Origin of the sequence: Kosakonia sp. SMBL-WEM22, assembly GCF_014490785.1 — a bacterium.
Classification (GTDB): Bacteria; Pseudomonadota; Gammaproteobacteria; order Enterobacterales; family Enterobacteriaceae; genus Kosakonia.
This window is the reverse complement of the sequence record NZ_CP051488.1, coordinates 2982850-3005493: the sequence shown is the minus strand read 5'-3', so window position 1 is coordinate 3005493 and position 22644 is coordinate 2982850. Positions and strand designations below refer to the sequence as shown.

At 54.7% G+C, this 22644-nt stretch carries 26 protein-coding genes; 7 read left to right on the top strand and 19 right to left on the bottom strand.

Going from position 1 to position 22644, the window contains the following annotated elements; genetic code table 11:
* The first annotated feature begins 2 nt into the window (after positions 1-2).
* Both HF650_RS14390 and HF650_RS14385 read left to right on the top strand, forming a co-directional pair.
* Entirely contained in the window at positions 3-1577 is a 1575-nt protein-coding gene (locus HF650_RS14390; protein WP_187799254.1) for a hypothetical protein, read from the top strand.
* 43 nt (positions 1578-1620) lie between these two features.
* Positions 1621-3168 carry a hypothetical protein gene (locus HF650_RS14385; protein ID WP_187799253.1) on the top strand — a complete coding sequence of 516 codons (1548 nt, stop codon included), beginning with the start codon at positions 1621-1623 and terminating at the stop codon, positions 3166-3168.
* 98 nt (positions 3169-3266) lie between these two features.
* Here the strand turns inward: HF650_RS14385 and yedA are convergent, their stop codons facing one another.
* The gene (gene yedA, locus HF650_RS14380; protein ID WP_187799252.1) at positions 3267-4178 is read right to left on the bottom strand and encodes a drug/metabolite exporter YedA; all 912 of its coding nucleotides are present in this window, start codon (positions 4176-4178) and stop codon (positions 3267-3269) included.
* A 211-nt stretch (positions 4179-4389) separates the two neighbouring features.
* Here yedA and HF650_RS14375 point away from each other — a divergent pair, with 211 nt between their 5' ends.
* The 3 genes from HF650_RS14375 to dgcQ all read left to right on the top strand — a co-directional run bounded on the left by HF650_RS14375 (position 4390) and on the right by dgcQ (position 7351).
* Positions 4390-5298 carry a DUF808 domain-containing protein gene (locus HF650_RS14375; protein WP_187799251.1) on the top strand — a complete coding sequence of 303 codons (909 nt, stop codon included), beginning with the start codon at positions 4390-4392 and terminating at the stop codon, positions 5296-5298.
* 73 nt (positions 5299-5371) lie between these two features.
* Positions 5372-5554, top strand: coding sequence for a DUF2158 domain-containing protein (locus HF650_RS14370; protein ID WP_187799250.1), 183 nt, complete (start codon positions 5372-5374; stop codon positions 5552-5554).
* A gap of 87 nt (positions 5555-5641) precedes the next feature.
* Positions 5642-7351, top strand: a complete 1710-nt coding sequence (gene dgcQ / locus HF650_RS14365) for a cellulose biosynthesis regulator diguanylate cyclase DgcQ (RefSeq protein WP_187799249.1) — start codon at positions 5642-5644, stop codon at positions 7349-7351.
* Here dgcQ and HF650_RS14360 read toward each other — a convergent pair.
* A complete protein-coding gene (locus HF650_RS14360; RefSeq protein WP_187799248.1) occupies positions 7315-8145 on the bottom strand; it encodes a mannosyl-3-phosphoglycerate phosphatase-related protein in 831 nt (276 codons plus the stop codon). The two genes, dgcQ and HF650_RS14360, sit on opposite strands and share 37 nt — an antisense overlap.
* A gap of 212 nt (positions 8146-8357) precedes the next feature.
* Complete coding sequence (gene yodD / locus HF650_RS14355; protein ID WP_187799247.1) at positions 8358-8588, bottom strand: YodD family peroxide/acid resistance protein; 231 nt, start codon at positions 8586-8588, stop codon at positions 8358-8360.
* A 129-nt stretch (positions 8589-8717) separates the two neighbouring features.
* Between yodD and dsrB the strand changes: the two genes are divergently transcribed.
* On the top strand, positions 8718-8906 hold the full coding sequence (dsrB, locus tag HF650_RS14350) for a protein DsrB (RefSeq protein WP_023479212.1): 189 nt from the start codon (positions 8718-8720) through the stop codon (positions 8904-8906).
* Between the two features lie 44 nt (positions 8907-8950).
* Here dsrB and rcsA read toward each other — a convergent pair whose 3' ends face one another.
* The 14 genes from rcsA to fliF form a co-directional block, all read right to left on the bottom strand.
* Positions 8951-9574: a transcriptional regulator RcsA gene (rcsA, locus tag HF650_RS14345; protein WP_076770094.1), complete on the bottom strand. Its 624-nt coding sequence runs from the start codon at positions 9572-9574 to the stop codon at positions 8951-8953.
* Between the two features lie 281 nt (positions 9575-9855).
* Entirely contained in the window at positions 9856-10644 is a 789-nt protein-coding gene (fliR, locus tag HF650_RS14340; RefSeq protein WP_187799246.1) for a flagellar biosynthetic protein FliR, read from the bottom strand.
* Between the two features lie 8 nt (positions 10645-10652).
* The gene (gene fliQ, locus HF650_RS14335) at positions 10653-10922 is read right to left on the bottom strand and encodes a flagellar biosynthesis protein FliQ (RefSeq protein WP_187799245.1); all 270 of its coding nucleotides are present in this window, start codon (positions 10920-10922) and stop codon (positions 10653-10655) included.
* Positions 10923-10930: 8 nt separating this feature from the next.
* Entirely contained in the window at positions 10931-11668 is a 738-nt protein-coding gene (fliP, locus tag HF650_RS14330) for a flagellar type III secretion system pore protein FliP (protein WP_187799244.1), read from the bottom strand.
* A complete protein-coding gene (gene fliO / locus HF650_RS14325; RefSeq protein WP_187799243.1) occupies positions 11668-12042 on the bottom strand; it encodes a flagellar biosynthetic protein FliO in 375 nt (124 codons plus the stop codon). Before fliO ends, fliP begins: the two co-directional genes overlap by 1 nt.
* A 7-nt stretch (positions 12043-12049) precedes the next feature.
* Positions 12050-12466, bottom strand: a complete 417-nt coding sequence (gene fliN / locus HF650_RS14320) for a flagellar motor switch protein FliN (RefSeq protein ID WP_023479148.1) — start codon at positions 12464-12466, stop codon at positions 12050-12052.
* Positions 12463-13467 carry a flagellar motor switch protein FliM gene (gene fliM, locus HF650_RS14315; RefSeq protein ID WP_054803160.1) on the bottom strand — a complete coding sequence of 335 codons (1005 nt, stop codon included), beginning with the start codon at positions 13465-13467 and terminating at the stop codon, positions 12463-12465. Before fliM ends, fliN begins: the two co-directional genes overlap by 4 nt.
* Positions 13468-13471: 4 nt before the next feature.
* Positions 13472-13939, bottom strand: coding sequence for a flagellar basal body-associated protein FliL (gene fliL / locus HF650_RS14310; RefSeq protein ID WP_042712913.1), 468 nt, complete (start codon positions 13937-13939; stop codon positions 13472-13474).
* A 101-nt stretch (positions 13940-14040) separates the two neighbouring features.
* Positions 14041-15321, bottom strand: a complete 1281-nt coding sequence (fliK, locus tag HF650_RS14305) for a flagellar hook length control protein FliK (protein ID WP_187799242.1) — start codon at positions 15319-15321, stop codon at positions 14041-14043.
* Positions 15318-15761 carry a flagellar export protein FliJ gene (gene fliJ, locus HF650_RS14300; RefSeq protein ID WP_023479175.1) on the bottom strand — a complete coding sequence of 148 codons (444 nt, stop codon included), beginning with the start codon at positions 15759-15761 and terminating at the stop codon, positions 15318-15320. Before fliJ ends, fliK begins: the two co-directional genes overlap by 4 nt.
* Before the next feature lie 20 nt (positions 15762-15781).
* Positions 15782-17152, bottom strand: a complete 1371-nt coding sequence (gene fliI / locus HF650_RS14295; protein WP_187799241.1) for a flagellar protein export ATPase FliI — start codon at positions 17150-17152, stop codon at positions 15782-15784.
* Entirely contained in the window at positions 17152-17877 is a 726-nt protein-coding gene (fliH, locus tag HF650_RS14290; RefSeq protein WP_187799240.1) for a flagellar assembly protein FliH, read from the bottom strand. Before fliH ends, fliI begins: the two co-directional genes overlap by 1 nt.
* The gene (gene fliG / locus HF650_RS14285) at positions 17870-18868 is read right to left on the bottom strand and encodes a flagellar motor switch protein FliG (RefSeq protein WP_023479131.1); all 999 of its coding nucleotides are present in this window, start codon (positions 18866-18868) and stop codon (positions 17870-17872) included. Before fliG ends, fliH begins: the two co-directional genes overlap by 8 nt.
* Complete coding sequence (gene fliF / locus HF650_RS14280; protein WP_187799239.1) at positions 18858-20561, bottom strand: flagellar basal-body MS-ring/collar protein FliF; 1704 nt, start codon at positions 20559-20561, stop codon at positions 18858-18860. Before fliF ends, fliG begins: the two co-directional genes overlap by 11 nt.
* 226 nt (positions 20562-20787) lie before the next feature.
* Between fliF and fliE the strand changes: the two genes are divergently transcribed.
* Positions 20788-21099, top strand: a complete 312-nt coding sequence (gene fliE / locus HF650_RS14275) for a flagellar hook-basal body complex protein FliE (protein ID WP_187799238.1) — start codon at positions 20788-20790, stop codon at positions 21097-21099.
* 90 nt (positions 21100-21189) lie between these two features.
* Here fliE and yedF read toward each other — a convergent pair whose 3' ends face one another.
* Together yedF and yedE are read right to left on the bottom strand one after the other, a co-directional pair.
* Positions 21190-21420, bottom strand: a complete 231-nt coding sequence (gene yedF / locus HF650_RS14270; RefSeq protein ID WP_034812490.1) for a sulfurtransferase-like selenium metabolism protein YedF — start codon at positions 21418-21420, stop codon at positions 21190-21192.
* Positions 21417-22634: a selenium metabolism membrane protein YedE/FdhT gene (gene yedE, locus HF650_RS14265; protein ID WP_187799237.1), complete on the bottom strand. Its 1218-nt coding sequence runs from the start codon at positions 22632-22634 to the stop codon at positions 21417-21419. Before yedE ends, yedF begins: the two co-directional genes overlap by 4 nt.
* Between the last annotated feature and the right edge of the window lie 10 nt (positions 22635-22644).

Below are 22644 nucleotides of genomic sequence, written 5' to 3'. Positions count from 1 at the left end.
GAATGAAATATCCAAATCCTTTCGAAGGCGCGAACTTTGGCGGTACCGAGTACAATGTTTATGAACATCAGGAACAACCACAAAATAGCCTTGTCGTCACGCTGAATATCAGTATGAAAAATGCGCTCAATCGTTCTGCTAATAAACTTAAGGCGGATCTCTATAAGCCCTCTGCGCTGCATCGTATTGCCTCTCTTTTTATCCCCTTTTATTCCGATATATATGGTTCTCTGACCGATGGTGAGTATAAACCCGATGGTTATGCCCTTATGGCCGACATTTTTGGCGTAGTGTGTGTTGCGGCGCAGGCAGGTGCTAAAATTGGCTCGCTGATAAAAAATGCAAAAGGGATCGCTACTATTGCAAGAGAAGGGGGAGCGAGAGGTCTATCAGGCAGAGGCCTGTATAAATATATGATTCGGGAGCTGGCCAGACAGGGGGTTATTAATGCTGTGGAATTAGGGAAAATCAGTGCTAACTCGATATTTGATTTAGTTGATGCACTTATGCTACGCGATCTCTCTGGTTATCTAGTGTCTAAAATTCGCTCTGCTCTGATCTTCCATAATATTGTTCCGGGTACATCTGCCGCTCAATCGGTTGGTCCAGAGTTTATTCGTATGGATGTTGTGTTGAAAGATATGCATAAGCAGACGTTACGAGGCGGTGAGGTTTATATCAGCCTCGATCCGAAAACCAGAATGCGTGTTTATTATATCGAAACTGCAAACGGCATCTCTGAAGTGCGTTGGAGCCAGACAACTAAAGCATGGCGTACCGTTGATCCCAGCGATCCAGAAAACCCTGGCCAGATTATGCATCCTGAAGAGAGTAAATGGGTCGTTAGCCCTGATGGCACAAGCCCCGCCGTCCAGCCTGAGATGGGTGTACAAAACCTGCGTGATGATTTACCAGACAGAAAAATTTCCTTTAATATTCAGGACGCCAAAGAAACCGAAGGGGTAGATGCGCAGGCCCTGCTTAAAGAGCTTTACAAACGCGACTCCATCAAAATAGCTATGAATAATCCTATAGAGCGGAGCACCTATTCAATGGCTCCGGTGGGCAATTTCATGCTTGAAAAAGGCTTCGGCAACATTCGCTATCGCGGTATTGCCGTTTTTATAAACTCTGTGGATAAAATGCCAGCGAACCATTTTGTTGTTATCGGTAATAAAAATAATCGCGACTATGTTTTTGACCTTACGGCACGAAAATTTGCAAGTAGATATGATGAGTTTAGTGGTCCTGTTATTCTTCCGGAAGAGTTATGGGCGCAAAAATACGCTAATATCAACGGCGGCAGTTTAATTAAATACGCAGATTATAAATCCCGGGTAAAAGCGCATGAGATATTTGGTGACTATAGCGAATATACGTCTCGTGGTCCTCAAGCTATTATTCCGAATGCGAAAGTACTCAAGCGGCCTGAATGGTATTACCCTGATTCATTAGCGGGAGATTCGGTCATTGGGAGAAGTGCTGATGTCGCGAAAACTACAGTGCCTGGAGCCATGCCGGGAAATAAAGTCATGTCATCGGTTCGCCGTAGCCAGTGCACCCCCCCCCACTACTGACGATGCAGCGGATTACGCCGTCGAGGTCCTTGAAAATAGTGAATTGTTGAATCAAGAAACGGCGAATTTACTTCGCCAGGGCATGAAGAGGATGGCAGAAGAGGGCAAAGCGATCGCTCTGGCCACGGACTTACTCGAAACGCCTCGGCTGATTACCTCACAAGACGAGTTACTCTGCGTTGAGAAAGGCGCACTGCTGCTTCTCTTTAAGGCCGGGACCCCTCCAGTGCAACCCCATCACGTTATGGTCAGCGTCGGTAACGGGCGTTTTGCCGGCATAAATAACAGCACGCTTGATGAGATGCTCACCAACGAACCCCGCATTCTACTTGCTGAGCAGCTCGGTGACTTTACCGGCTCTCAGGTCAAACTTAATACGGGCGGAGAATATGTGCAGATCTACGCTGCCAGGCCGACAGGGCTCATTCTCGCCGACAAACCTGCATTGCGTGACTTAGCCAATACCATTGCTGCTGGCGTGGACAGCGTCAGCGGTTTAACCGATTTACTGGCACAGGCGGGTAAACTTTCGCCAGAGCAGGCCCAGGCTTTAACGACAGCCCTTCAACCTGTGGTGACAAACCCCGCACCTCTCTATGGCCAACTGGGGGCCATAGAGGATGTGCTCACTTCACCCTTGAGCATTAAAACCCAGGCGGAGCTGATGGCTGTGCCGGAAGGGCAGCTTGTTACCCTTATGCAAAAGGGGAAATCAAATAGCGGTCATGTCATGTTTAGCCTTGGCGACGGTGAATTTGTTATCGTCAACCCTGCGCGGCTTGATGCTTCCTTAGCCGGGAAACGTTCAATTATCCATGCCAGGGATATTCCCGCCGAGGTGCTGCGCCGTAACGTTATTTCTGCCGGTGAAATTTCCCTGCAAAAAATGCGCGTGTCGGCGCTACTGGGATCAGGGGGCGCTTTTTCTGTAGAGGGCAGCACGCTCTCAATTAAGATCACCGGCGGGCCTGCTGCGGTAAATGGTATGCATGCGCAGGAGCTGGCGGATACCATCCGCGGCTTAGCAAAATGCGAAAATTATGCCGTTGATTTAGGCAGCATAAGTGAAATTGAGTTTTATAGCCATTTTGGTGCGCTTGGCCGCGTCCCCATCGGCAAGGCGCTGGCCTGGTGCCTCAATAAAAAGGTGACGGCTTATCCGGCATTTTATAGCCCTAGGTTACAGGGCCAGGAGGCTTTACTCTCCCAGGCCAAAACATTTTTACCCGAGGATTTGTCTGCAGATGAAGTTGCGCTAATGATCAGGCGGCAGAGTCGGCATTATGAATTCTGGAATCATATGCGCTCATTGTTCGGCGATAAGAGTGCAACAGAAAGTGTGGAGATGAGCAGCGAGCTTAGAGAGCTTTTGCTGCAGGTGGCTGATTACATTCGCGGCAAGATTTCAATAGATGATTTTTTGGATGCTATGCCTCATTTTACCAATGGATTGATGATTATGAAGGTTGGACTCAACCTTCTGTACAACCATGAAGAGGCCGGTTTTGACGGCTACGTTTCGCTAAGTTGTGACGTATTAGGCGCAAGCCGGTTTGGCGCGGAGTTAATCATCCATTTTCTTGAAAAGTAAGACGTAGGCTGGGTTACTGCAACGTCGTCAAGAATCACAGGAAGTATTACCCTCTTCAGCAGGGTGATACTTCCTTTTTTATGACGACATAGAGAGGGTTATTTCTTCGCCTCACAGGTCGTGATCACCGGGGGCGCCGGCAGAAGATATTTGCCGAGTGTCACCAGCACCACAGCAAAAATAATCACCCCAAGCGCCAGCCACTCAATTGACGAGAGGTGTTCATCCGCAAAGGTGGTGCCGAGCAGCACCGCTACCACCGGGTTGACATAGGCGTAGCTGGTGGCGACAGCGGGCGTGACATTACGAATCAGGTACATATAGGCATTAATGGCAATAATCGAGCCGAATAGCGCCAGGTAGCCGACGGCGAAGAAACCTTCGATGGGGGGTACGGCGGTCAGACGTTCACCGCTAAGCGCGGAAGCCGCGAGCAATACAATTCCGGCGGCCAGCATTTCAATTGCGCCCGCCATCATGCCGACCGGCAGTTCAATGCGCGAACCGTAGACAGAGCCAAACGCCCAGCTGAGCGAGCCAATTAAAATCAATCCGGCGCCCCACGGGTTGCCGCTTAAGTTGCCGCCGCTATTCAGCAGCACAATCCCTGCCAGGCCAATAGCGATACCCAGCCACTCCAGCTTGCGCGTGGCGATACCAAAAAAGCGGCTGAAGCAGAGGGTGAAGAGTGGAACCGTCGCCACCACCACCGCCGCGATACCGGACGGAACATTCTGGTGCTCCGCGACGGTAACAAAACCATTGCCTACCGCCAGCAGCAGCACGCCAATCAACGCTGCGTTGAGCAGGGGACGCAGCGGTGGCAGCTTGTGCCCGCTGAGCAGCAATACCACCGTTAACAACGTACCGGCGCAGAAAAAACGCGTACCGGCCAGCATAAACGGCGGCCAGCTCTCAACGCCGATGCGGATAACAAAATATGTGGAACCCCAGATAACGTACAGCGCAAAAAGCGCGCCGATCAGCGGTAAAACCTGCCTGAAACGCATAACTCACCACGGGAAAGGATAAGAGGCTTATAGTTAACGATAAAAGTATTTCTATGGCGAGGGGTTAATCACACCTTGAGTGTTAAATATTTGTTGACATTATGTTCACTCGCCCAACAAGGTTATTTTCGCCTGCTATCTTTTACCGCATACTATTACGCGTTGAATACCCGCTGGGCGGTTTGCGCAGCTTAATCAAAAGGAAGACATTTTGGCAGGAAGTAGTCTATTAACCCTCCTTGATGATATCGCCACACTGCTGGACGATATTTCGGTAATGGGAAAACTGGCGGCGAAAAAGACCGCGGGCGTGCTGGGGGACGATCTCTCCCTTAACGCACAACAGGTTACCGGCGTACGCGCTAATCGTGAGTTGCCGGTTGTCTGGGGGGTAGCGCGTGGCTCACTGCTCAATAAAGTGATTCTGGTGCCGCTAGCGCTGCTAATCAGCGCCTTTATTCCGTGGGCAATTACACCGTTACTGATGCTGGGCGGAGCCTACCTATGCTTTGAAGGGGTAGAAAAAGTGCTGCATACCTTCGAAGCGCGAAAGCATAAAGAGAGCCCGGAGGCGCGGCAAAAGCGGCTGGAAGCGCTGGCAGCGCAAAACCCGCAGCAGTTCGAAAAAGATAAAATCAAAGGTGCCGTACGCACCGACTTTATTCTCTCGGCGGAGATCGTCGCCATTACCTTAGGCATCGTGGCAGAAGCACCGCTACTCAACCAGGTACTGATCCTCTCCGGTATTGCGGTGCTGGTCACCATCGGCGTATATGGCCTGGTGGGGATCATCGTCAAACTGGATGACATGGGCTACTGGCTGGTAGAGAAAAAGAGCGCGCTGGCCCGGGGGGTGGGTAAAGGGTTGCTGTTTGTCGCACCATGGTTGATGAAGATCCTGTCGGTAGTCGGCACGCTGGCCATGTTCCTTGTCGGCGGCGGGATTGTGGTGCATGGACTTCCCCCGGTACACCACGCCATTGAGCACTTCGCCAGCACGCAAAATGCACTGGTGCAGGCGCTGGTGCCAATGGTGGCGAATCTGCTTATCGGCTTTGCTATCGGTGCAGTGGTCATCGCCGTGATAAAAGGAATTACCCGTCTGCGCGGCGCGAAATAAGCGGCGCCTATTACGCAAAACGCAAAAACTTCGTCTATGGTGAAAACGTTTCACTCTGATTCAGGAGGCAGGTATGGTCTTTGTGGTCAGTGATGAGGTTCAGGCTAAAAAGGGTGGTCCGCGCATGATTGTCACCGGTTACGCCAGCGGTATGGTGGAGTGCCGGTGGTATGACGGCTATGGGGTCAAACGGGAAGCCTTTCGTGAAGATGAGTTAATGCCTGGCAAAGGGCAGCGTATTCACGAAGAAGCATAACCAAGAAAACGCCCGGCTCTGCTGGGCGTTTTTCTTGGTAACCGGCGCGCGACAAAAGCAGTTAACCAGACTTTTCAGGGAGCCTCTGTGCGCCACTCCACGCTTAATCCTCTGCCCGGGCAGGGCAAAGACGCCGGACGCTATGACGATCCCGCATGGGTGGTTAACTTCTGCTTTGTGATTGTTATGGTCTGCTCGACCGTGCTGACCTGGCGCGAAGTGATTGTGCTTGAGAATGCTTATAAAACGAGCCAGCGTAGCGCACTGGAGAATGTAAGCAATGCGCTGGATATGCAGATGCAGGTCGGCATCGAACGGCTGCTATTTTTCCGCCATACCATGCAGGCGGCGCTACAAACGCCGCTCGAGCTCAATATCCTGCGAAAACGACAGGGTGAATTTGAAAGTAAGCGCATGCTGGCCGAGTGGCAAATCGGTCGCGATAACCAACGCACGCTGCCGGTATATGGCGTTTCGGACTATTTTGTTGCACAAACCGCGCTGCTGAACCGCGACAACCCCAACCTGCACAATGAACTCACCGCAGCGATGGAGTTGGGCTACCTGTTTCGTCTCTCAACCCATGCGCAGATGCTGCCGCGTCGCGCCTGGTATATCTCCCGTGCCGGGTTCTTCATCACCACCGAGACCCAGACCAGCGAAGAGACGATTGTTCCTACCTATTACCGGTTGCTGATGCGCCCGTGGTTTAACGGGCAACAGAAGCAGGAAAACCGCGGGCGCGGCGTACGCTGGTTCAGCGACCTCACCCCGGGTAGTGAACATCATGGCGATGTCACAGCCAGCGTACCGCTCGATTATCAGGGGGACTGGCTGGGTGTACTGGGTGTCAGTTTCTCTGTTGAGGCCATCCACGCTCTATTGATGAACGCCAGTCACGGCCGGGAGAGTGATGAGAAGGGCGAGTATCTGCTCTATGACAACCATCTGAAGCTGATTGCCACTACTTCTCCGTTCAACACTCTTCAGCGCGTCTTTAGCACTGAAGAGCGCGCGCGCCTTAGCGCGGAGATGGAGAACAAGAGCCACGGCGGCCTGCGTCTCGCTGCGCGTTATATTAGCTGGCAAAAGATGAAACATTTCGACGGCGCGCTGGTGCGTGTCCATACGCTGCGCGAAGGGATCGCTGGCGATTTTGGGCGTATCAGCATTGCAATGGCGATTTTATGGCTGCTGTTTATGGTCATGCTACTAACGGCGTGGGGAGTCATTCGCCGGATGGTAAAAAATATGTATGCCATGCAGAGTACGTTGCAATGGCAGGCCTGGTACGATCCGCTAACCAGGCTCTGCAATCGCGGCGTTCTGTTTGAACAGGCAAAAACCCTCTCACAGCAGGCGCGCGCGCAGAAGCGTCCTTTCGCGGTGATCCAGCTCGATCTCGACAACTTTAAAGAGATTAACGACCGTTTCGGTCATCAGGCTGGGGATTTGGTGCTGTCGCACACTGCCGGGTTAATCAGCAGTAGCCTTGATGAGCAGCAGGTTGCCGGGCGCGTCGGCGGCGAGGAGTTCTGTATTCTTCTGCCTGATTGCACGTTGGGGGAGGCCGTCACAATAGCAGAACGCATCCGCCAGCGTATCGCCAGTAAAGAGATCCTTATTCATAAGCACACCACTATTCGCATCAGCGCCTCGCTGGGAGTGAGCGAGGCGCTGAAAGAGGCAAGTCATGATTTTGAGCATCTTCAATCCGTTGCCGACCGGCGACTCTACCGGGCCAAGCATAATGGGCGTAATCAGGTTTGCGCCAGAGATGAAGCGCCGAAGAGTTGATTGAGGCCCTCGCGCCAGCCGGCTGCCCCCTCAAGCTCGGTGTGGTAAACCCGCTCAGGAGTATCATGGCGCAGCGTCACGCCTTCACGGTTCAGGCCCCGGACGACAACCGCATAATCAACGCTGTCGAGTAGCGGCGCATCGTTCGGACCATCTCCCAATCCGATGGTAGTAAAGTTAACACCTGAATAGTGCTTATATCGCTGCGTCAGCCAATTCACTGCCTGATCTTTGCCGCCGCGCTCATCCAGCACGTGCCAGAAACGCGCCCCCTGCACAAAACGTAATCCAAGCCCGGATAATGCATCGTCAAATGCTGCCATCTGAGCATCACTATCGCGCCAGATTAATGTTTCAGATGCTTCCTGTAACTTAGCCAGCGCCGCCTGCGCGGGCGGCAGACCGGTGACTTCTGCCAGAACACTCTCATCGAGGTCAGAAAAGGAGGTAAATTTCCATCCGTGCGTTTCACGCAACGTATTCAGCACGCGGGCAACCTCATCATGAGGCGCACCGTTCATCAACCGCGGGTAATTCTCATCTTCGTGCCAGGCTTCATCCAGCTGAACTACCGCGCCGTTTTCTGCAATGAATGGTAGGCCTTGCAGGTTAAACATTTTTTGCAGGGCGACCATTTCGGCTGCGGTCTTACTGCTGCATAAAATGACCGGAATGTCATGCTCGCGCAAATGGCTTAGCCAGCCGGCAGCAGCCTGCCATTCACCGGTATGGCTATCCATCAGGGTGCCATCCACGTCGGTAAAGATCAGTAATGGATCGTCCAGCTTCGGCATTATTGGCTCCTTGAAGTCAATCGGGCACTGTATTTATTTCATAATGAAGGGGAGTGCTCTTCGGCTAAATACCTGTTTTATCGATATATCTTGTCAGAGCAAATAATAGCCTATAGAGTGGGCTCTACATCAGATTCCCCTGATGTGCGAATTTTGTAAGTGCTTCTTGCGTAAGCAAGTTTCCCCGGTCGTTAGCCGACCGGGGTATTTCTTTAGCGGTTCGCTTCAGTAATGCTGAAGTCATGAACATCCAGCTCAAAGGCCTCTGCCAGTTCCCGCCAGGTATGATATTCACGCCCATCGACGCTAACGCGCTGACCCTCATCGTCATCAATGCGCTGCACTTCGCTTTCGCTGATCTCATTGATGGCCGCCAGCAGTGCATCAATATCTACCTGCACGTCACGCTTGGCTGTCTCGTCGTACTCTCTTTCCGTTTTCATGCTATCACCTCATGGTTGCGTGCTGAGCTTAAGTATAGACGTTAGAAAAAAAGGGCAGCCACATAGCACAACGCTGTCAGCCTGCGCGTTTTGATCTACACTGGCGTAAATGTGACTGGAGGAGTGATTATGAAGGTTAACGATCGGGTTACGGTCAAAACGGACGGAGGGCCACGCCGTCCGGGTGTTGTCCTGGCTGTTGAAGCATTCAACGAAGGTACGATGTACCTGGTTTCTCTTGAAGATTACCCGCTCGGTATCTGGTTCTTTAATGAAAAAGATCACCCGGATGGGGTATTTGTCGAGCTGGCTGAATAATTTATCGCCCTCCATTGCGGAGGGTAGATATAAGAATTTTTGCGTTAACGCATATTCACAAATATACCGTTAGTAACATTATCTGTTAGCCGCACTACATGATAGATGACTTGTTTATTGTGCGTTTTGATTTTCCTTTTAATATTTCCTTTGTGTGACGATACTGTTTTAGCTTTAATATTCATCTGATCGGATATTTGAATAGTATCTTGTCCTGACATCCACATTTTTAGCATGCTTGATTCAGTCCGACTTAATGAAAGTGTTGGTAGATTGATCGTGCCGATGCTTTTTTTCTCTTTGCTCAAATAATCGCCTAAAATATTGTCCAGAGACTCAGGTTTTATCGATTTTGAGCTAATTAACAGGTTCTTACGGACTAACAGGTACTCATCAAAATGGATGTTGGCGATGGCCATAAAGACGATAAACAGTGTACGGGGATGCTGATTAATGACCTGCTTAATATGCTGACTGCTGCTTGGATCATGAATAAAGCAGTCTTCATTAATAAACACCACGGAAGGTTGAAATGTGGCGCAAGCTAATTCGAGTTCATCAACAGATTGCACATCGTTGATATCTCGTTTTTTTACTCCCCGGCTTGTCAGATACCCTGTTAATCCCAACCGGGTATAACTGCATAAATCCATAATAATCGTTGACATGGCATACCCTCACTCAATGCGTAACGATAATTCACCACCCGCCAGAAGCTTCAGAAGCCATACAGGAATATATATTACTGAAGTGCATGGGAAGACCTCAGGCGAATCCACTATCCCGTAAAGTTACGTATAATTTGCCAGGAATCATCTTAAAGTAAAGTAAATGTTGCGTTCTGTGAGAATGCTAAAAACAAATAAACCGCGTCAGGGTTATCCTGGTGGCTGTTTTTAAAATTTCACTTTAGGATTATCCTCAGCATGACACTGTAAAGCAGAGGGGATTATCTTTGCGGCAATTCACTGACGATATCCGCCAGCAGATCGAAAATCTCACTGAAGAGGCGCTCGCAGAAGGGCGCGATCAGCGGCATCATCGCCGAGATGAGCAGAATACCGACGCTCAATGTGACAGGGAAACCGATGACAAACACCGACAACTGCGGTGCCATGCGGTTGAGCAAACCCAGGGAGAGGTTGATGGTCAGCAACAGGGTAATTATCGGCAGTGCCAGCATTAAACCATTGAGGAAAATCATCCCCGCCGCGCGCGTCAGCGCGAGGTATGCATTGCTGTTCACCGGGTCTCCGCCGATCGGCAGGGTGTGAAAAGTGTCAACCAGCATCGAAATCAGCCACAAATGGCCGTTAAAGGTCATAAACAACAGTAGCGCCAGCATATCAAGAATGCGCGCCAGCACCGGCATGTTTAAGTGGCTGGTCGGGTCGACGAACGTGGCGAACGACAGCCCCATTTGCAGGCCAATCAGTTCACCGGCGAGGCGAATGGTGGCAAAGGCGAACTGCATGGTGAAGCCGAGCGCAATACCAATCAGGATTTGTTGCATCCCCACCCACAGCGCCGCAGGCGAGAAAATACCGATATCGGGCGTGTCCGGCAGCGTCGGGGCGATAACAATGGTAATGACAATTCCCAGACCGACTTTAATGCGGCGGGGAATACGCGATTCGCTCAGGATCGGCGCGGTCATGATCAGCGCCATCACGCGCAGCAGCGGCCAGAAGTACATACTGATCCAGTGCAGCCACTGGTCGCTGGTGACGTTCAACATAGGCCGGATTACCCGATGATGTAAGGAATGTTGTTGAACAGGGTACGCATGTAATCAAGCAGCAGATTCAGCATCCACGGCCCGGCGACTACGATGGTGACAAACACGGCGATGATCTTCGGAATAAACGACAGCGTCATTTCGTTGATCTGCGTTGCCGCCTGCAAAATACTGATCACAAGACCTGTTATCAGGGCAATCAGCAGCAGCGGTGCGGCGAGGGCAAGGGCGACTTTCATCGCCTCGGTGCCCATCATCATGACCGATTCGGGTGTCATTGCCGCTCCTAACTGTAAAAGCTTTGCGCCAGCGAACCGACCAGCAACTGCCAGCCATCCACCAGTACAAACAGCATTAATTTAAACGGCAGCGCAATGGTCGCAGGCGGCACCATCATCATCCCAAGAGCCATCAACACGCTTGCGATGACGAGGTCGATAATCAAAAACGGAATAAAGATGGTAAAGCCAATCTGGAACGCAGTTTTCAGCTCGCTGGTGACATATGCCGGGAGCAGAATGCGCATGGGTACGGCTTCCGGTCCTTCAATCGGCGCGCTGTTAGCGAGGCGGGCGAAGAGCGCCAGGTCAGCCTGACGGGTCTGGCGCAGCATAAACTCGCGCAGCGGCTGCGCGCCACGCTCCAGCGCAACATCTACGGAAATTTTGTTTTCGCTGAAGGGCTGATAGGCGTCGGTGTAAATCTTATCAATTACCGGCGACATAATAAAAAAGGTCAGAAACAGCGCCAGCCCGAGCAGCACCTGGTTCGGCGGCGCGGAGGGCGTACCGAGGGCGTTACGCAGCAGGCCAAAGACGATGATGATACGGGTAAAACTGGTCATCATCAGCAGAATGGCGGGCAAGAAAGTGAGCGAGGTGATAAACACCAGCGTCTGTACCGGTAGCGACCAGGATTGACCGCCACCCGCCAGCGGCTGGCTGACCAGACCCGGTAACTGGGCAAATGCGGCAGGCGCCGCCAGCCACAACCCGGCGGCAGCGATAGTTAACAAACGGCGCATCACGATCTCCCGGAACGCTTAAGCAGATTCTTCATCACGGCCTGAAAATCGACGTTTTTCTCATTCACAGCGCTATTGTCGACGGGGGCGGGAGGAAGTTTGTGCAACAAATTGATGTGGGTAGGCGTCACGCCCAGTACCAGACGTGCATCTTCAACATCGACGATCACCACGCGTTCACGCGTGCCGACCGCGGTGCTGGCGGTGACTTTTAATCCCCGGCTGCTGGCGGTCTTGCCGCCAAAGCCGAAGCGTTTGGCCAGCCATGCCGCGAGTAGAATCACGGCGATGATGCCAAACAGCGCGCCACTCACCTGGATAAGTGGCGAACCGGAAACGGCGGACGGCTGCGAAACCGTGGCCTGTGTCTTCATACGTGCCTCAGCGGCTCAAACGACGCATACGCTCGGACGGGGTGATGATATCGGTAATGCGCACGCCATATTTATCGGCGACCACCACCACTTCACCCTGTGCAATCAGGTAACCGTTGATCAGAATATCCAGCGGCTCGCCCGCCAGACCGTCAAGGGCAACCACAGAACCCTGCGTCAGGCGCAGCAGCTCTTTGATGGTCATCCGGGTACGGCCCAGTTCGACGGTCAGCTTTACCGGGATATCCATAATCAGATCGATATCCTGCAGATTGCCGCCCACTTCGCCACCGCCCAGCTGCTGGAACACGGCATCGGCCGCGCTCTTGGTTGCCGGCGGGTTTTTTTGTTCGTTCAACGCGTCAGCCCACAGATCGTCCAGTGCTCCGTTGTTGTCATCGGACGGATTGTTCATATCACTCATTTGGGCTGTTCCTCATTCAGCGAATTCAAAATCGGGTTTATCAAGTGCTCTACACGTAACGCATACTGTCCGTTGACCGTGCCGTACTGGCTGGTAAGCACCGGTACGCCGTCCACATGAGCGATAATGCGATCGGGTTTATCAATCGGCAGCACATCGCCGGGTTTAAGCTTCAGTATCTGCGACAGGCGCAGGGGAATGTCGGCGAAATTGGCAATCAAATTCAGCTCAGAGTGCTGAACCTGACGCACCAGGTTGTCACGCCAGTTCTGGTCCTCATTACGTGAGTTCTCCAGCGGCGGGTTCACCAGCGTTTCGCGCAGCGGTTCAATCATGCTGAACGGCAGACAGATATTAAACTCACCTGTCAGGTTACCGATCTCAACATGGAACGGCGTATTCACCACGATATCGTTGGGCGACGTAGTGATGTTGGTAAACTTCACCTGCATCTCAGAACGCACGTACTCGACATCCAGCGGGTGAATCGCTTTCCACGCGTCGCTGTAGCCTTCAAGCGCCAGTTTCAGCATGCGGTTAATCACACGCTGTTCGGTGTGCGTAAATTCGCGGCCTTCTACCTTAGTCGGAAAACGCCCGTCGCCACCAAACAAGTTATCCACTGCGATAAACACCAGGCTCGGCGAGAAGACAAACAGGCCGGTACCGCGCAGGGGTTTTAAGTGGATCAAGTTAAGGTTAGTCGGTACGGGTAAGTTACGCGCAAACTCATGATAGGGCTGGATGCGGATCGCGCCGACGGTGATGTCCGGGCTACGACGCAGCAGGTTGAACAGCCCCATACGGAACTGACGCGCGAAACGTTCGTTGATGATCTCCAGCGCCTGCAGACGTTCACGAACGACGCGGCGCTGGGTATTCGGGTCATAGGGGCGAATATCGCTATCGCCCGTTTTACCCGGTTTCGGATCATCGCTGTTATCGCTGTCGCCGTTGAGCAGCGCATCGATTTCTGCCTGAGAAAGAATACTATCGCCCATGTCTTTACCGCAAAATGAAAGCTGTATAAAGAACGTCAGTGACTTCCTGCTTCGGTTGTCCTGGCACTAGTGGCGTTGCGATTGTCTCTTTAATCGCGTTAGCAAGGTTCTGCTTGCCTTCGTTAGTCGCAAGTTGCGCGGCATCCTGACGCGAGAAGAGCATCAGTAAGCGGCTACGCACTTCTGGCAGATATTCGCTTAGTCTTGCACGCGTGGCGTCATCTTTCAGACGCAGCGTGATGCCGACATAAAGCACGCGATCGGCATCGCCCAGGTTCACCGTAAAGGTGTCGAGTGCGAAAAAGACCGGTGCCGGCGGCGGTGGCGCTTCTACCTTGGCGTCAGCCGCAGGTTTTTGCTGCATACGCCAGTAACTATAGCCAGCTGCGGCGCATGCTGCGAGTGTGATTAAAACCAGCAGCGGGATCCAGATAGAGCGCTTGCGTTTTTTGGTGATAGCGGAGTCAGTCATCTGATACGGGCTTCCTGTTAACAGCTTATGCGATGATTATCCCGTGTCCTGCTCCGGTCAAAGGGTGGAAAAGACGGGGATAATCATGCTACCTCTGCCGTTTAGGCGAAGATATCGACTGCGCCAGTGCCGCGAGCGGCAGATTGCAGGCTGGCCGGCGCGACGATAGCGTCATCTTCCTCGCTGCCAAACGTGCCATTATTGCCAGTGCGGGAAGGCTGCTGTTGCTGCTGAGAGGCCTGCTGCTGCTGGCCTGCGAAGCTTTCGCTGCTGATATAGCTCTGGCCAAGCTGGATGCCACTCTCCGCAAGCGAAGTCCGCAGCATCGGCAGCGCCGCTTCCAGCGCCTGACGCACGTGGCTGTGCGCGGACACCATCTGCAACTGCGCCTGGTTATCTTCAAGCTTGATCGAGATTTGCACCTGGCCCAGATCTTCCGGATGCAGATGCAGCTCGGCGCTCTGCTGGCCCTGACGGGTGTAAAGCGTTACGTGCTGGCTAATGTTCTGCTGCCACTCGTGGCTACCAAGCGGGGCACTGATAACCGATGCGGCCACCGGTGCGCTGGCCTGCGCGGCGCTAACAGCGCTCGACACCGGCGCCATGCTGGCGGCGGTGTTGGTAGTTTGTAGCGCTGCTGTTTCATGTTCGCGCTTAACGGTGAAAGTCGAGGCGACTGGCGCATTTTGCTGGCCATCGTCCGCCGCTTTGAACGGCACGGCGTTTGCGGCGGTATCGGTTTTCCCATTGCCGCGCGGCTGATCGCTCTCTACGGCGTCGCTCAGGGTGCGGCCGGCAAGCGCGGTTTTCGCACTTGCGCCAGCATCAATAGCGGTGGGGGTAGCCGCCGGTTTTGCCGCCGGAGTCAGTTGCGCTGCCTGCTGATGCGGCAGCATCGCCATCAGGGCGCTCAGCCCGGCTAAATCTTCATTCGGCGTGTCGGTGTCGGCTTTAGCATCGCTGGCTTTCACCGTTTTGCTTAACGCGGCGAGGACGTCGGTTTTCGCAGCCGGCGTCAGGCCGGAGAAAATCTTCGCAATCTCTTCGTCGCTTTCCGCGTTGGCAATCACGCCCGCTTTCGCATCCTGGCGCGCCAGCAGATCTGCCAGCTTCTGTGCCGGGGTTTGCGCACGTGCGTCAGCGCCAGCCGCCGCGACACCTGCACCATTAAGAGCACCTTTGGGCAGCTTACCGCTCAGGGCGGCTGCCTGCAGATCGGTCAGCGTCACCGGGGCATCGCTGCCCGGGCTTTGCACGCCCGCAAGCGCGCCGGTCAGCAGACCGAGAAAATCCTGTGCGCCATCAGCGCCTGCTTTACCCGCTGATGCGCCGGTTGCGACATCGTCGGTTTGCGTAACTACCAGTTTTGGCAGAGTGATCATTCTATTTTCCTCGATGACGCTCGTTGTGCAAACTCATCCATTTTTTTCTGATCAAGACGGTTTTCCGCAAGTAACGCCGCGGCGCTCTGGCGATCCTGCAGAGTTTGCCAGGCTTGTAAACGCTGTTTCTTTTCGCGCCAGCAGCCGAGCGCGAAATCGACTTTCTCGTTCCAGTGCTTCAGTTGCAGACGATGTTGTTCAATGGCTTTCTCCAGCGTCTGGATAAACTGCTGGTAGTTCTGCCAGCGCTGGTTATCGATCCCCTGGCTCATGGTGTTGTTCAGGCTGTTGCGGTACTCATGCTGATAATCGATCAGCATTTTTAACTGCTCTTCAGCCTGCTGGCAGGCGCGTCGCATCTCACCCAGTTTCAGTGCGGCGTCGTCAACCTCTTTTTCCGCCAGATCCTTTAGCGTCGTTAATGCGCTGTTTTGCGTCATAAAGTCAGCTCTCCACTACCTCAGACACCCGGGAAGATAAGCTCTAGAGCCTGCATTGAATCTTCCCACCCGGCACGTTCAAAAATGCCCTGTTGCAGAAACGCTTCCAGCTGTGGCCACAGCGCTATGGCTTTATCCAGCATCGGATCGCTGCCGCGCGCGTAGGCGCCGACGCTCACCAGATCGCGGTTACGCTGGAAGCTTGACAGCAACTGTTTAAAGTTGCGCACGCGCGCGTAATGTTGCTCAGAGATCAAGGCGGTCATCGCACGGCTGATGGACGCTTCGATATCAATCGCCGGATAGTGTCCGGCTTCCGCCAGGCGGCGGGATAAGACGATGTGACCATCGAGGATGGCGCGCGCCGAGTCGGCGATCGGATCCTGCTGGTCATCCCCTTCGGTAAGCACGGTGTAAAACGCGGTGATAGAACCGCCGCCGTGAATACCGTTGCCCGCGCGCTCTACCAGCGCCGGCAGTTTGGCAAATACTGAAGGCGGGTAGCCTTTGGTGGCTGGTGGCTCACCAATCGCCAGCGCGATCTCACGCTGCGCCATCGCATAACGGGTCAGGGAGTCCATGATCAGCAGCACATGCTGACCGCGATCGCGAAAGTCTTCCGCAATACGTGTGGCGTACGCCGCACCCTGCATACGTAATAAAGGAGAGACATCCGCAGGCGCGGCGATCACCACGGAACGCGCACGGCCTTCAGCGCCAAGGATGTTCTCAATAAAGTCTTTTACTTCACGGCCACGCTCCCCGATAAGGCCGACGACAATCACATCCGCCTGGGTGTAACGGGCCATCATGCCTAACAGCACGCTCTTACCGACGCCGGAACCGGCGAAAAGACCCATACGCTGCCCGCGACCAACCGTTAACAGCGCATTGATGGCGCGTACGCCGGTATCCAGCACATGCTCGATCGGGGTACGTTGCAGGGGGTTGAAAGGCTGCGTAATCAGCGCACCGGTTTCGCCGGTATCGGGCGCAGGCAGGCCATCAAGTGGCTTGCCGCCGCCGTCGAGCACGCGGCCGAGCAGGGCAGGGCCGAGCGGGAGTTGCTTCCCGCTTTGTAAACCATCGCCGAAGGCGCTGCGGGCATAGACACGCGCGCCGGGCAGAATACCTTCCACTTCTTCTAACGGCATCAGGAATAGACGCTGGCCGTTAAAGCCGACCACTTCACTCTCGACTTCACGGGTCTCCAGACCATCCTGACGCTCAATAATGCACGTCGCGCCGAGCGGCAGCTGTAACCCGGTCGCTTCCAGCACCAGACCGGTGGCGCGCGTCAGCCGACCATAACGACGCACCGACGGGAGCTGCGTCATTTTGTGTTCGAAATTATCCAGCGTGGTCAGCCAGCGGGTTAAACGTGCGGTCATTACACGACTCCGGGTGCCGCCAGGCGGCACAGTTCCTGCCAGCGCGTAGCGACGCTGGCATCTAAATCACCCTCATCGGCGGAGACTTTGCAGCCACCCTGATGCAGGGTCGGGTCGCCGCGCAGACGCCAGCCGTGCAGGCTGAGCGTTGCGCCAAGCATCTCTTCAACGCGCTGCAGATCGTCCGGGTGAACGCGCAGCTGCGGCTTGCCGCTAAACAGCGGCTCCTGCTGCAATAGTAGCTGGATCTGTTTGATCAGCGCGCTGTTGTCCACCACCGGCGCATGGCCAAGCACCTGGCGCGCGGCTTCCAGCGCCATCTGCATCAGGCGGGAGGCGATCACGCTATCAAGGGCATCCAGCGTGTACTGGAATTCACTCACCAATTGCTGCATGCGGGCGTGGATCGGCGCCTGCTGCTGACGCGCCTGGTTAAGACCCTGCTCCATACCCTGCGCAAGGCCTTCCTGAAACGCGGCGTCATAACCCGCTTTGCGTCCTTCGGCGAGACCCGCGTTGTAGCCGCTTTCGTGCGCCTGCATCTGGATCTGCGCCAGCTGCTGCTGTTGCAGCTGCTCGGCGCTCAGTTCTTCCTGCTCTGTCTCCTCGCTCTCATCATAGGGCGAGGCGGTTTTTTCCTGCTTCAGCAGGGGGGCGAATTCAGCTGCCTGCGGGAACGCCAGGTCATCTGGCGTCCAGCGTTTCCACGGCAATTCATTAGACATAGGTATCCTCGCCGCTGCCAATTACCATCTCGCCGGTTTCCGCCAGACGGCGAACGATGAGCAGGATAGCTTTCTGTTCGTTTTCCACCTGCGAGAGGCGAACCGGACCGCGGTTGGCCAGGTCGTCGCGCAGGATATCTGCCGCACGCTGCGACATGTTGCGCAGGAACTTCTCGCGCAACGGCGGCTCGGCGCCTTTGAGGGCGATAAGCAGCGATTCGGAATCCACTTCCTGCAGCAGGCGCTGGATAGAGCGGTCGTCGACATCCACCAGGTTTTCGAACAGGAACATCTCGTCGATGATCTTCTGTGCCAGTTCGCCGTCGAATTCGCGCACTGCGGTAATAACCGCCTCTTCCTGCTGGGTCTTCATCAGGTTGATGATTTCCGCTGCAGTTCTTACGCCGCCCATTTTGCTGCGCTTGAGGTTCTGGCCGTCGAGCAGGTTGTTGAGCACTTCGGTCAGCTCCGCCAGCGCGGCAGGCTGTACGCCGCCAAAGGTAGCGATACGCAGCATGACGTCGTGACGCATACGCTCATCAAACAGGGCAAGAATATCCGCCGCCTGCGACCGTTTGAGGTGCACAAGGATGGTGGCGATAATCTGCGGGTGCTCGTCGCGGATAAGGTCGGCGGCGCTCTGCGGCTCCATAAAGTTGAGCGTTTCGATACCGCTGGTGGTATCGCGCGTTTCGAGAATATCTTCCAGCAGGCTGGAGGCGCGCTCTTCGCCGAGCGCTTTTACCAGCACGGAGCGCAGGTAGTCGTTGGCGTTGACGTTCAGCGCCGCGAACTGTTCCGCTTCGTTCTCAAACTCCTGCAACACGTCCATCAACTGTTTGTTGGAGATCTGACGCACGCTGGCCATCGCAGTACTTAAGTGCTGGACTTCGCGGGCGGAGAGGTGCTTGAACACCTCAGCCGCGCGATCTTCGCCAATGGTCATCAGCAGGATGACGCTCTTGTCCGTACCGGTAAGATTATTGCTCATGTTCGTTACTCATCCACTGGCGAATGACCAGCGCCACGACGCGCGGATCGTTATCTGACATTTCGCGAATACGCTGGCTCATGACCTCGGCACTCAGGCGCTGATTACTGCGGCGCTGCTGCTGTTGCTCATCTTTGCTGAGGCGTACTTCCACGGACTCTTCAATTTCGTTACGCGCTTGTGCTGCTTCCTGCACCGCTTTCGCTTCTTCCTGGCGGCGAACCAGCTGCGGACGGACCGCTTTACGCCACAGGATGAAGGCGACAATCAGTACCAGTAACCAGCGACCTGCGGTCATCAGCTGGTCGATAAACGACTGCTGTTGCCAGAACGGAAGCTCACCACCGACATCATCGGTCATGTTAAACGGCGAGTTCACCACGTTCAGCGTGTCACCGCGTTTCTCGGTGTAACCCATCGCTTCGCGGGTCAAATCTTCAATCTGTTTCAGCTGATCGGCGGTCAGCGCGGCAGTTTTGCCATCGGCCAGCGTGCGGTAGTTCACTACTACGGCGACGGAGAGGCGCTGCACATCGCCAACATTCATCTTGGTATGACGAATGGTGCGATCAACTTCGTAGTTGTTCGTTTCGTTATGCGTCGTGTTACGCGGGCCGCTTGAGGCGGTATTGGTCGACGTTGTCTGCTGACCTTGTTGCTGGCCCTGGGCATTCTGCTGACCGTTCTGGCCATTCTGCGGCGTAGTAATCGGCGCAGAGTTAGCCGGAGCTGGCTGGTTGGAGAGCGCGCCAGGCACGCCGCCCGGATATTGACCACCAATCTGCTCGCTGCTGTTAACCTGGCGTGAACGCAGCACCGCTTGTGCCGGGTCGCCGCCGTTTGGCGCGTACTGCTCTTCAGTCTGCTCTTTGCTGGCGAAATCCAGCTGGGCAGTAACCTGAGCGTGAACATTACCGTTACCAACGATAGGGCCGAGGATCGCTTCGATGCGACGCTGAATACGGCTTTCGACATCGGCGGTGTATTTCAGCTGCGCGTCATTCAGATCGCGACCGGCCACGCCAGACTGCGTCAGCAGGCGACCGCTCTGATCGACCACGGTCACGTTGCCCGGCGGCAGGCCGGCAACGGCGCTGGAGACCAGGTGAACGATAGCGCTGATCTGACCATCATCCAGCGCGCGGCCCGGCTGTAAATTGACGGTGACCGACGCGGAAGGGGATTTCTGCTCACGCACAAACAGCGACGGTTTTGGCATTGCAAGGTGAATACGCGCGCCTTTTACCGGGCCTAACGTTTCAATGGTGCGAGCCAGTTCGCCTTCCAGCGCACGCTGGTAGTTAACCTGCTCGCTGAACTGGCTAATGCCGAATTTCTCTTGATCCAGCAGTTCAAAACCCGCCGCGCCGCCTTTCGGCAAACCCTGCTGGGCGAGACGCAGGCGCAGCTCGTGCACCTTGTCAGCGGGCACTTCAATCGCACCGCTGCCGTCAGCAAAGCGGTAGGGGATATTCATCTGCGTTAACTGCGTAACGATGGCACCGCCGTCCTGATCGGACAGGTTGCTATAAAGGGTGCGGTAATCCGGCGATTTCGCCCACAGCACCATAGCGACAATAATGGCGCAGGCAGCGGCAGCGGCCACCATCAACGGAATTTTTGGGTTCGCGCGTAAGCGGTTGAGCCACTCAAGAGATTTATTCTGCGGTGCAGTTGTTGCAGTCGCACTCATTGTGCACCTCGTAACTCTGGGTGGATGTTGTTATGTGAGTTGAGAAACAAAACGGACTCCCGGGTCGGCAAACTCGACAAATGACCATTAAGATGGCGATGCCATTATTTGATGAAATGGATTTTTCTATGCCTCAAATAACCTGGTTTTTTGACGCTATTTACCGCCATCATCTCATTGACAAACTGTTAGCCTTGTCGGGTATCAATCCATCCGGGGAATAACAATGGCTATACAGGGCATTGAGAGCGTTGTCAGTCAACTGCAGGCAACTGCAGGTATTGCGCGTGCTCAGAGCGTGGAGAGCGAACCGTCTATCAGCTTCGCCGGGCAACTGCACGCCGCGCTGGATCGCATCAGCGACACGCAGAACGCTGCACGTGTACAGGCGGAGAAATTTACGCTTGGTGAGCCAGGCGTGGCGCTCAATGACGTAATGACCGATTTGCAGAAATCATCGATCTCGCTGCAGATGGGTATCCAGGTGCGTAACAAGCTGGTTGCAGCATACCAGGACGTGATGAACATGCAGGTGTAGTTCACAGCCGCAGAGATAAAAAAACCAGGCCGGAGCGATCCCGCCTGGTTTTTTTTATCTCTTGCGCCGCGTGCTGCAGCGCAAGAAGGTCTACTTCTGAATCAAATAGCGGATGGTTGGCCCATCCTGCTGGATATCCAGCACCGTATAGCCGTGGTTGCGCGCATCCAGTGGGATGTTGTTAATCGACTGCGGGCAGTCGCTGACCACTTCAAGGATTTCGCCTTTTTTCAGCTGGGGCATCGCTTCAAGGGTGGCTACCGCCGGGTAGGGGCAGGGTTCGCCGCTCATATCGAGACGGTAATCGGGCACAATGCTCATGCAGGTTCCTTCGCAGGGGTAGGGGGGACGGCGGATTTCTGGCGGCGGAAGAACTGCTTCTCCCAGCCGACAACAAAGAGAAACGCGGCCAGTAACAGAAGATAGGTGACCAGCAGACCGCCGAGCGGCCCGAAGGTATTAAGCAGGTTAATTTTGTCCCAGCTGGTGGCAAGCGTCGGCGCGAGATCGTCCCAGAAGTACGCAAGGATAGTGGAGCCAATCACGTTCCCTAGCCCGACCCACCAGTAGTGCACCTGGCCTTCGACGGCGCGGTACATCCAGCCCGTTTCGCACCCGCCCGCCAGCACAATGCCAAAGCCGAACAGCAGGCCGCCGAGCACCGCATTGGGACCCGCCCACATGATCTTCGCTTCCAGCCCCAGCTGAACGTAGCTGAAAATACCGATGGCGCTTGCCGCCATGCCAAAGATGATCGCCTTCGCCATCATCGTGCGGCCGGTGATCCACATATCGCGGAACGCGGAGGTAAAGCAGATTTGCGCCCGCTCAATCAATAGACCAAAGCCCACGCCGAAGAGCATCGCCAGACCCAGCTTCGGCTGGTTCATTGCCGTTAACAGCGCCCAGCCGAGCATGCCAACAAACACCAGCATACCGAGACGAAAACGGCGCTTCGCCTGATCGGGCTTTTGGGTAAGCGGCGAAGCGGCAGAGACTTTCTGCATCTTCAGCGGAATGCGGAACAGTGGCAGCAGGGTAAAGCGCGCGCCAAACCAGGAGCCAATCGCCGTGGCGATGGCGAAAAACCAGGCGTGAAGCGAGAACTGCGGAATACCGGTAAAGAAGGCTGCGAGGTTACACCCCATTGCCAGACGTGCGCCAAATCCGGCAATAATGCCGCCGACAATCGCCTGCGCGATGCGGATGCGGTTCTGCGGCATACGGAGCTTCACATTATTTGCCCACAGCGCAGCGGCGAAACAGCCGCCGAACATGCCGATAATCATCATGCCGTCGATGCGCGTCAGCGGCGTACCCTCAAGGTGAATGATTTTGAAATAGCCCCACTCTTCGGTATGCACACCGACCAGCTGCAGGAGCTGGCCACCCCAGCGGGTGAACTCGCCGGTTACCGCCCAGAAGGTGCCGGTAATGCCGAAATAGTAGGTAGAGAGAATACCGGCCGCGATCACCGCCGGAACAGGAGACCAGAACTTAATAAGGAAGCGGTCTTTGAAGTGTTGCCATGACATAGTAAAGAGC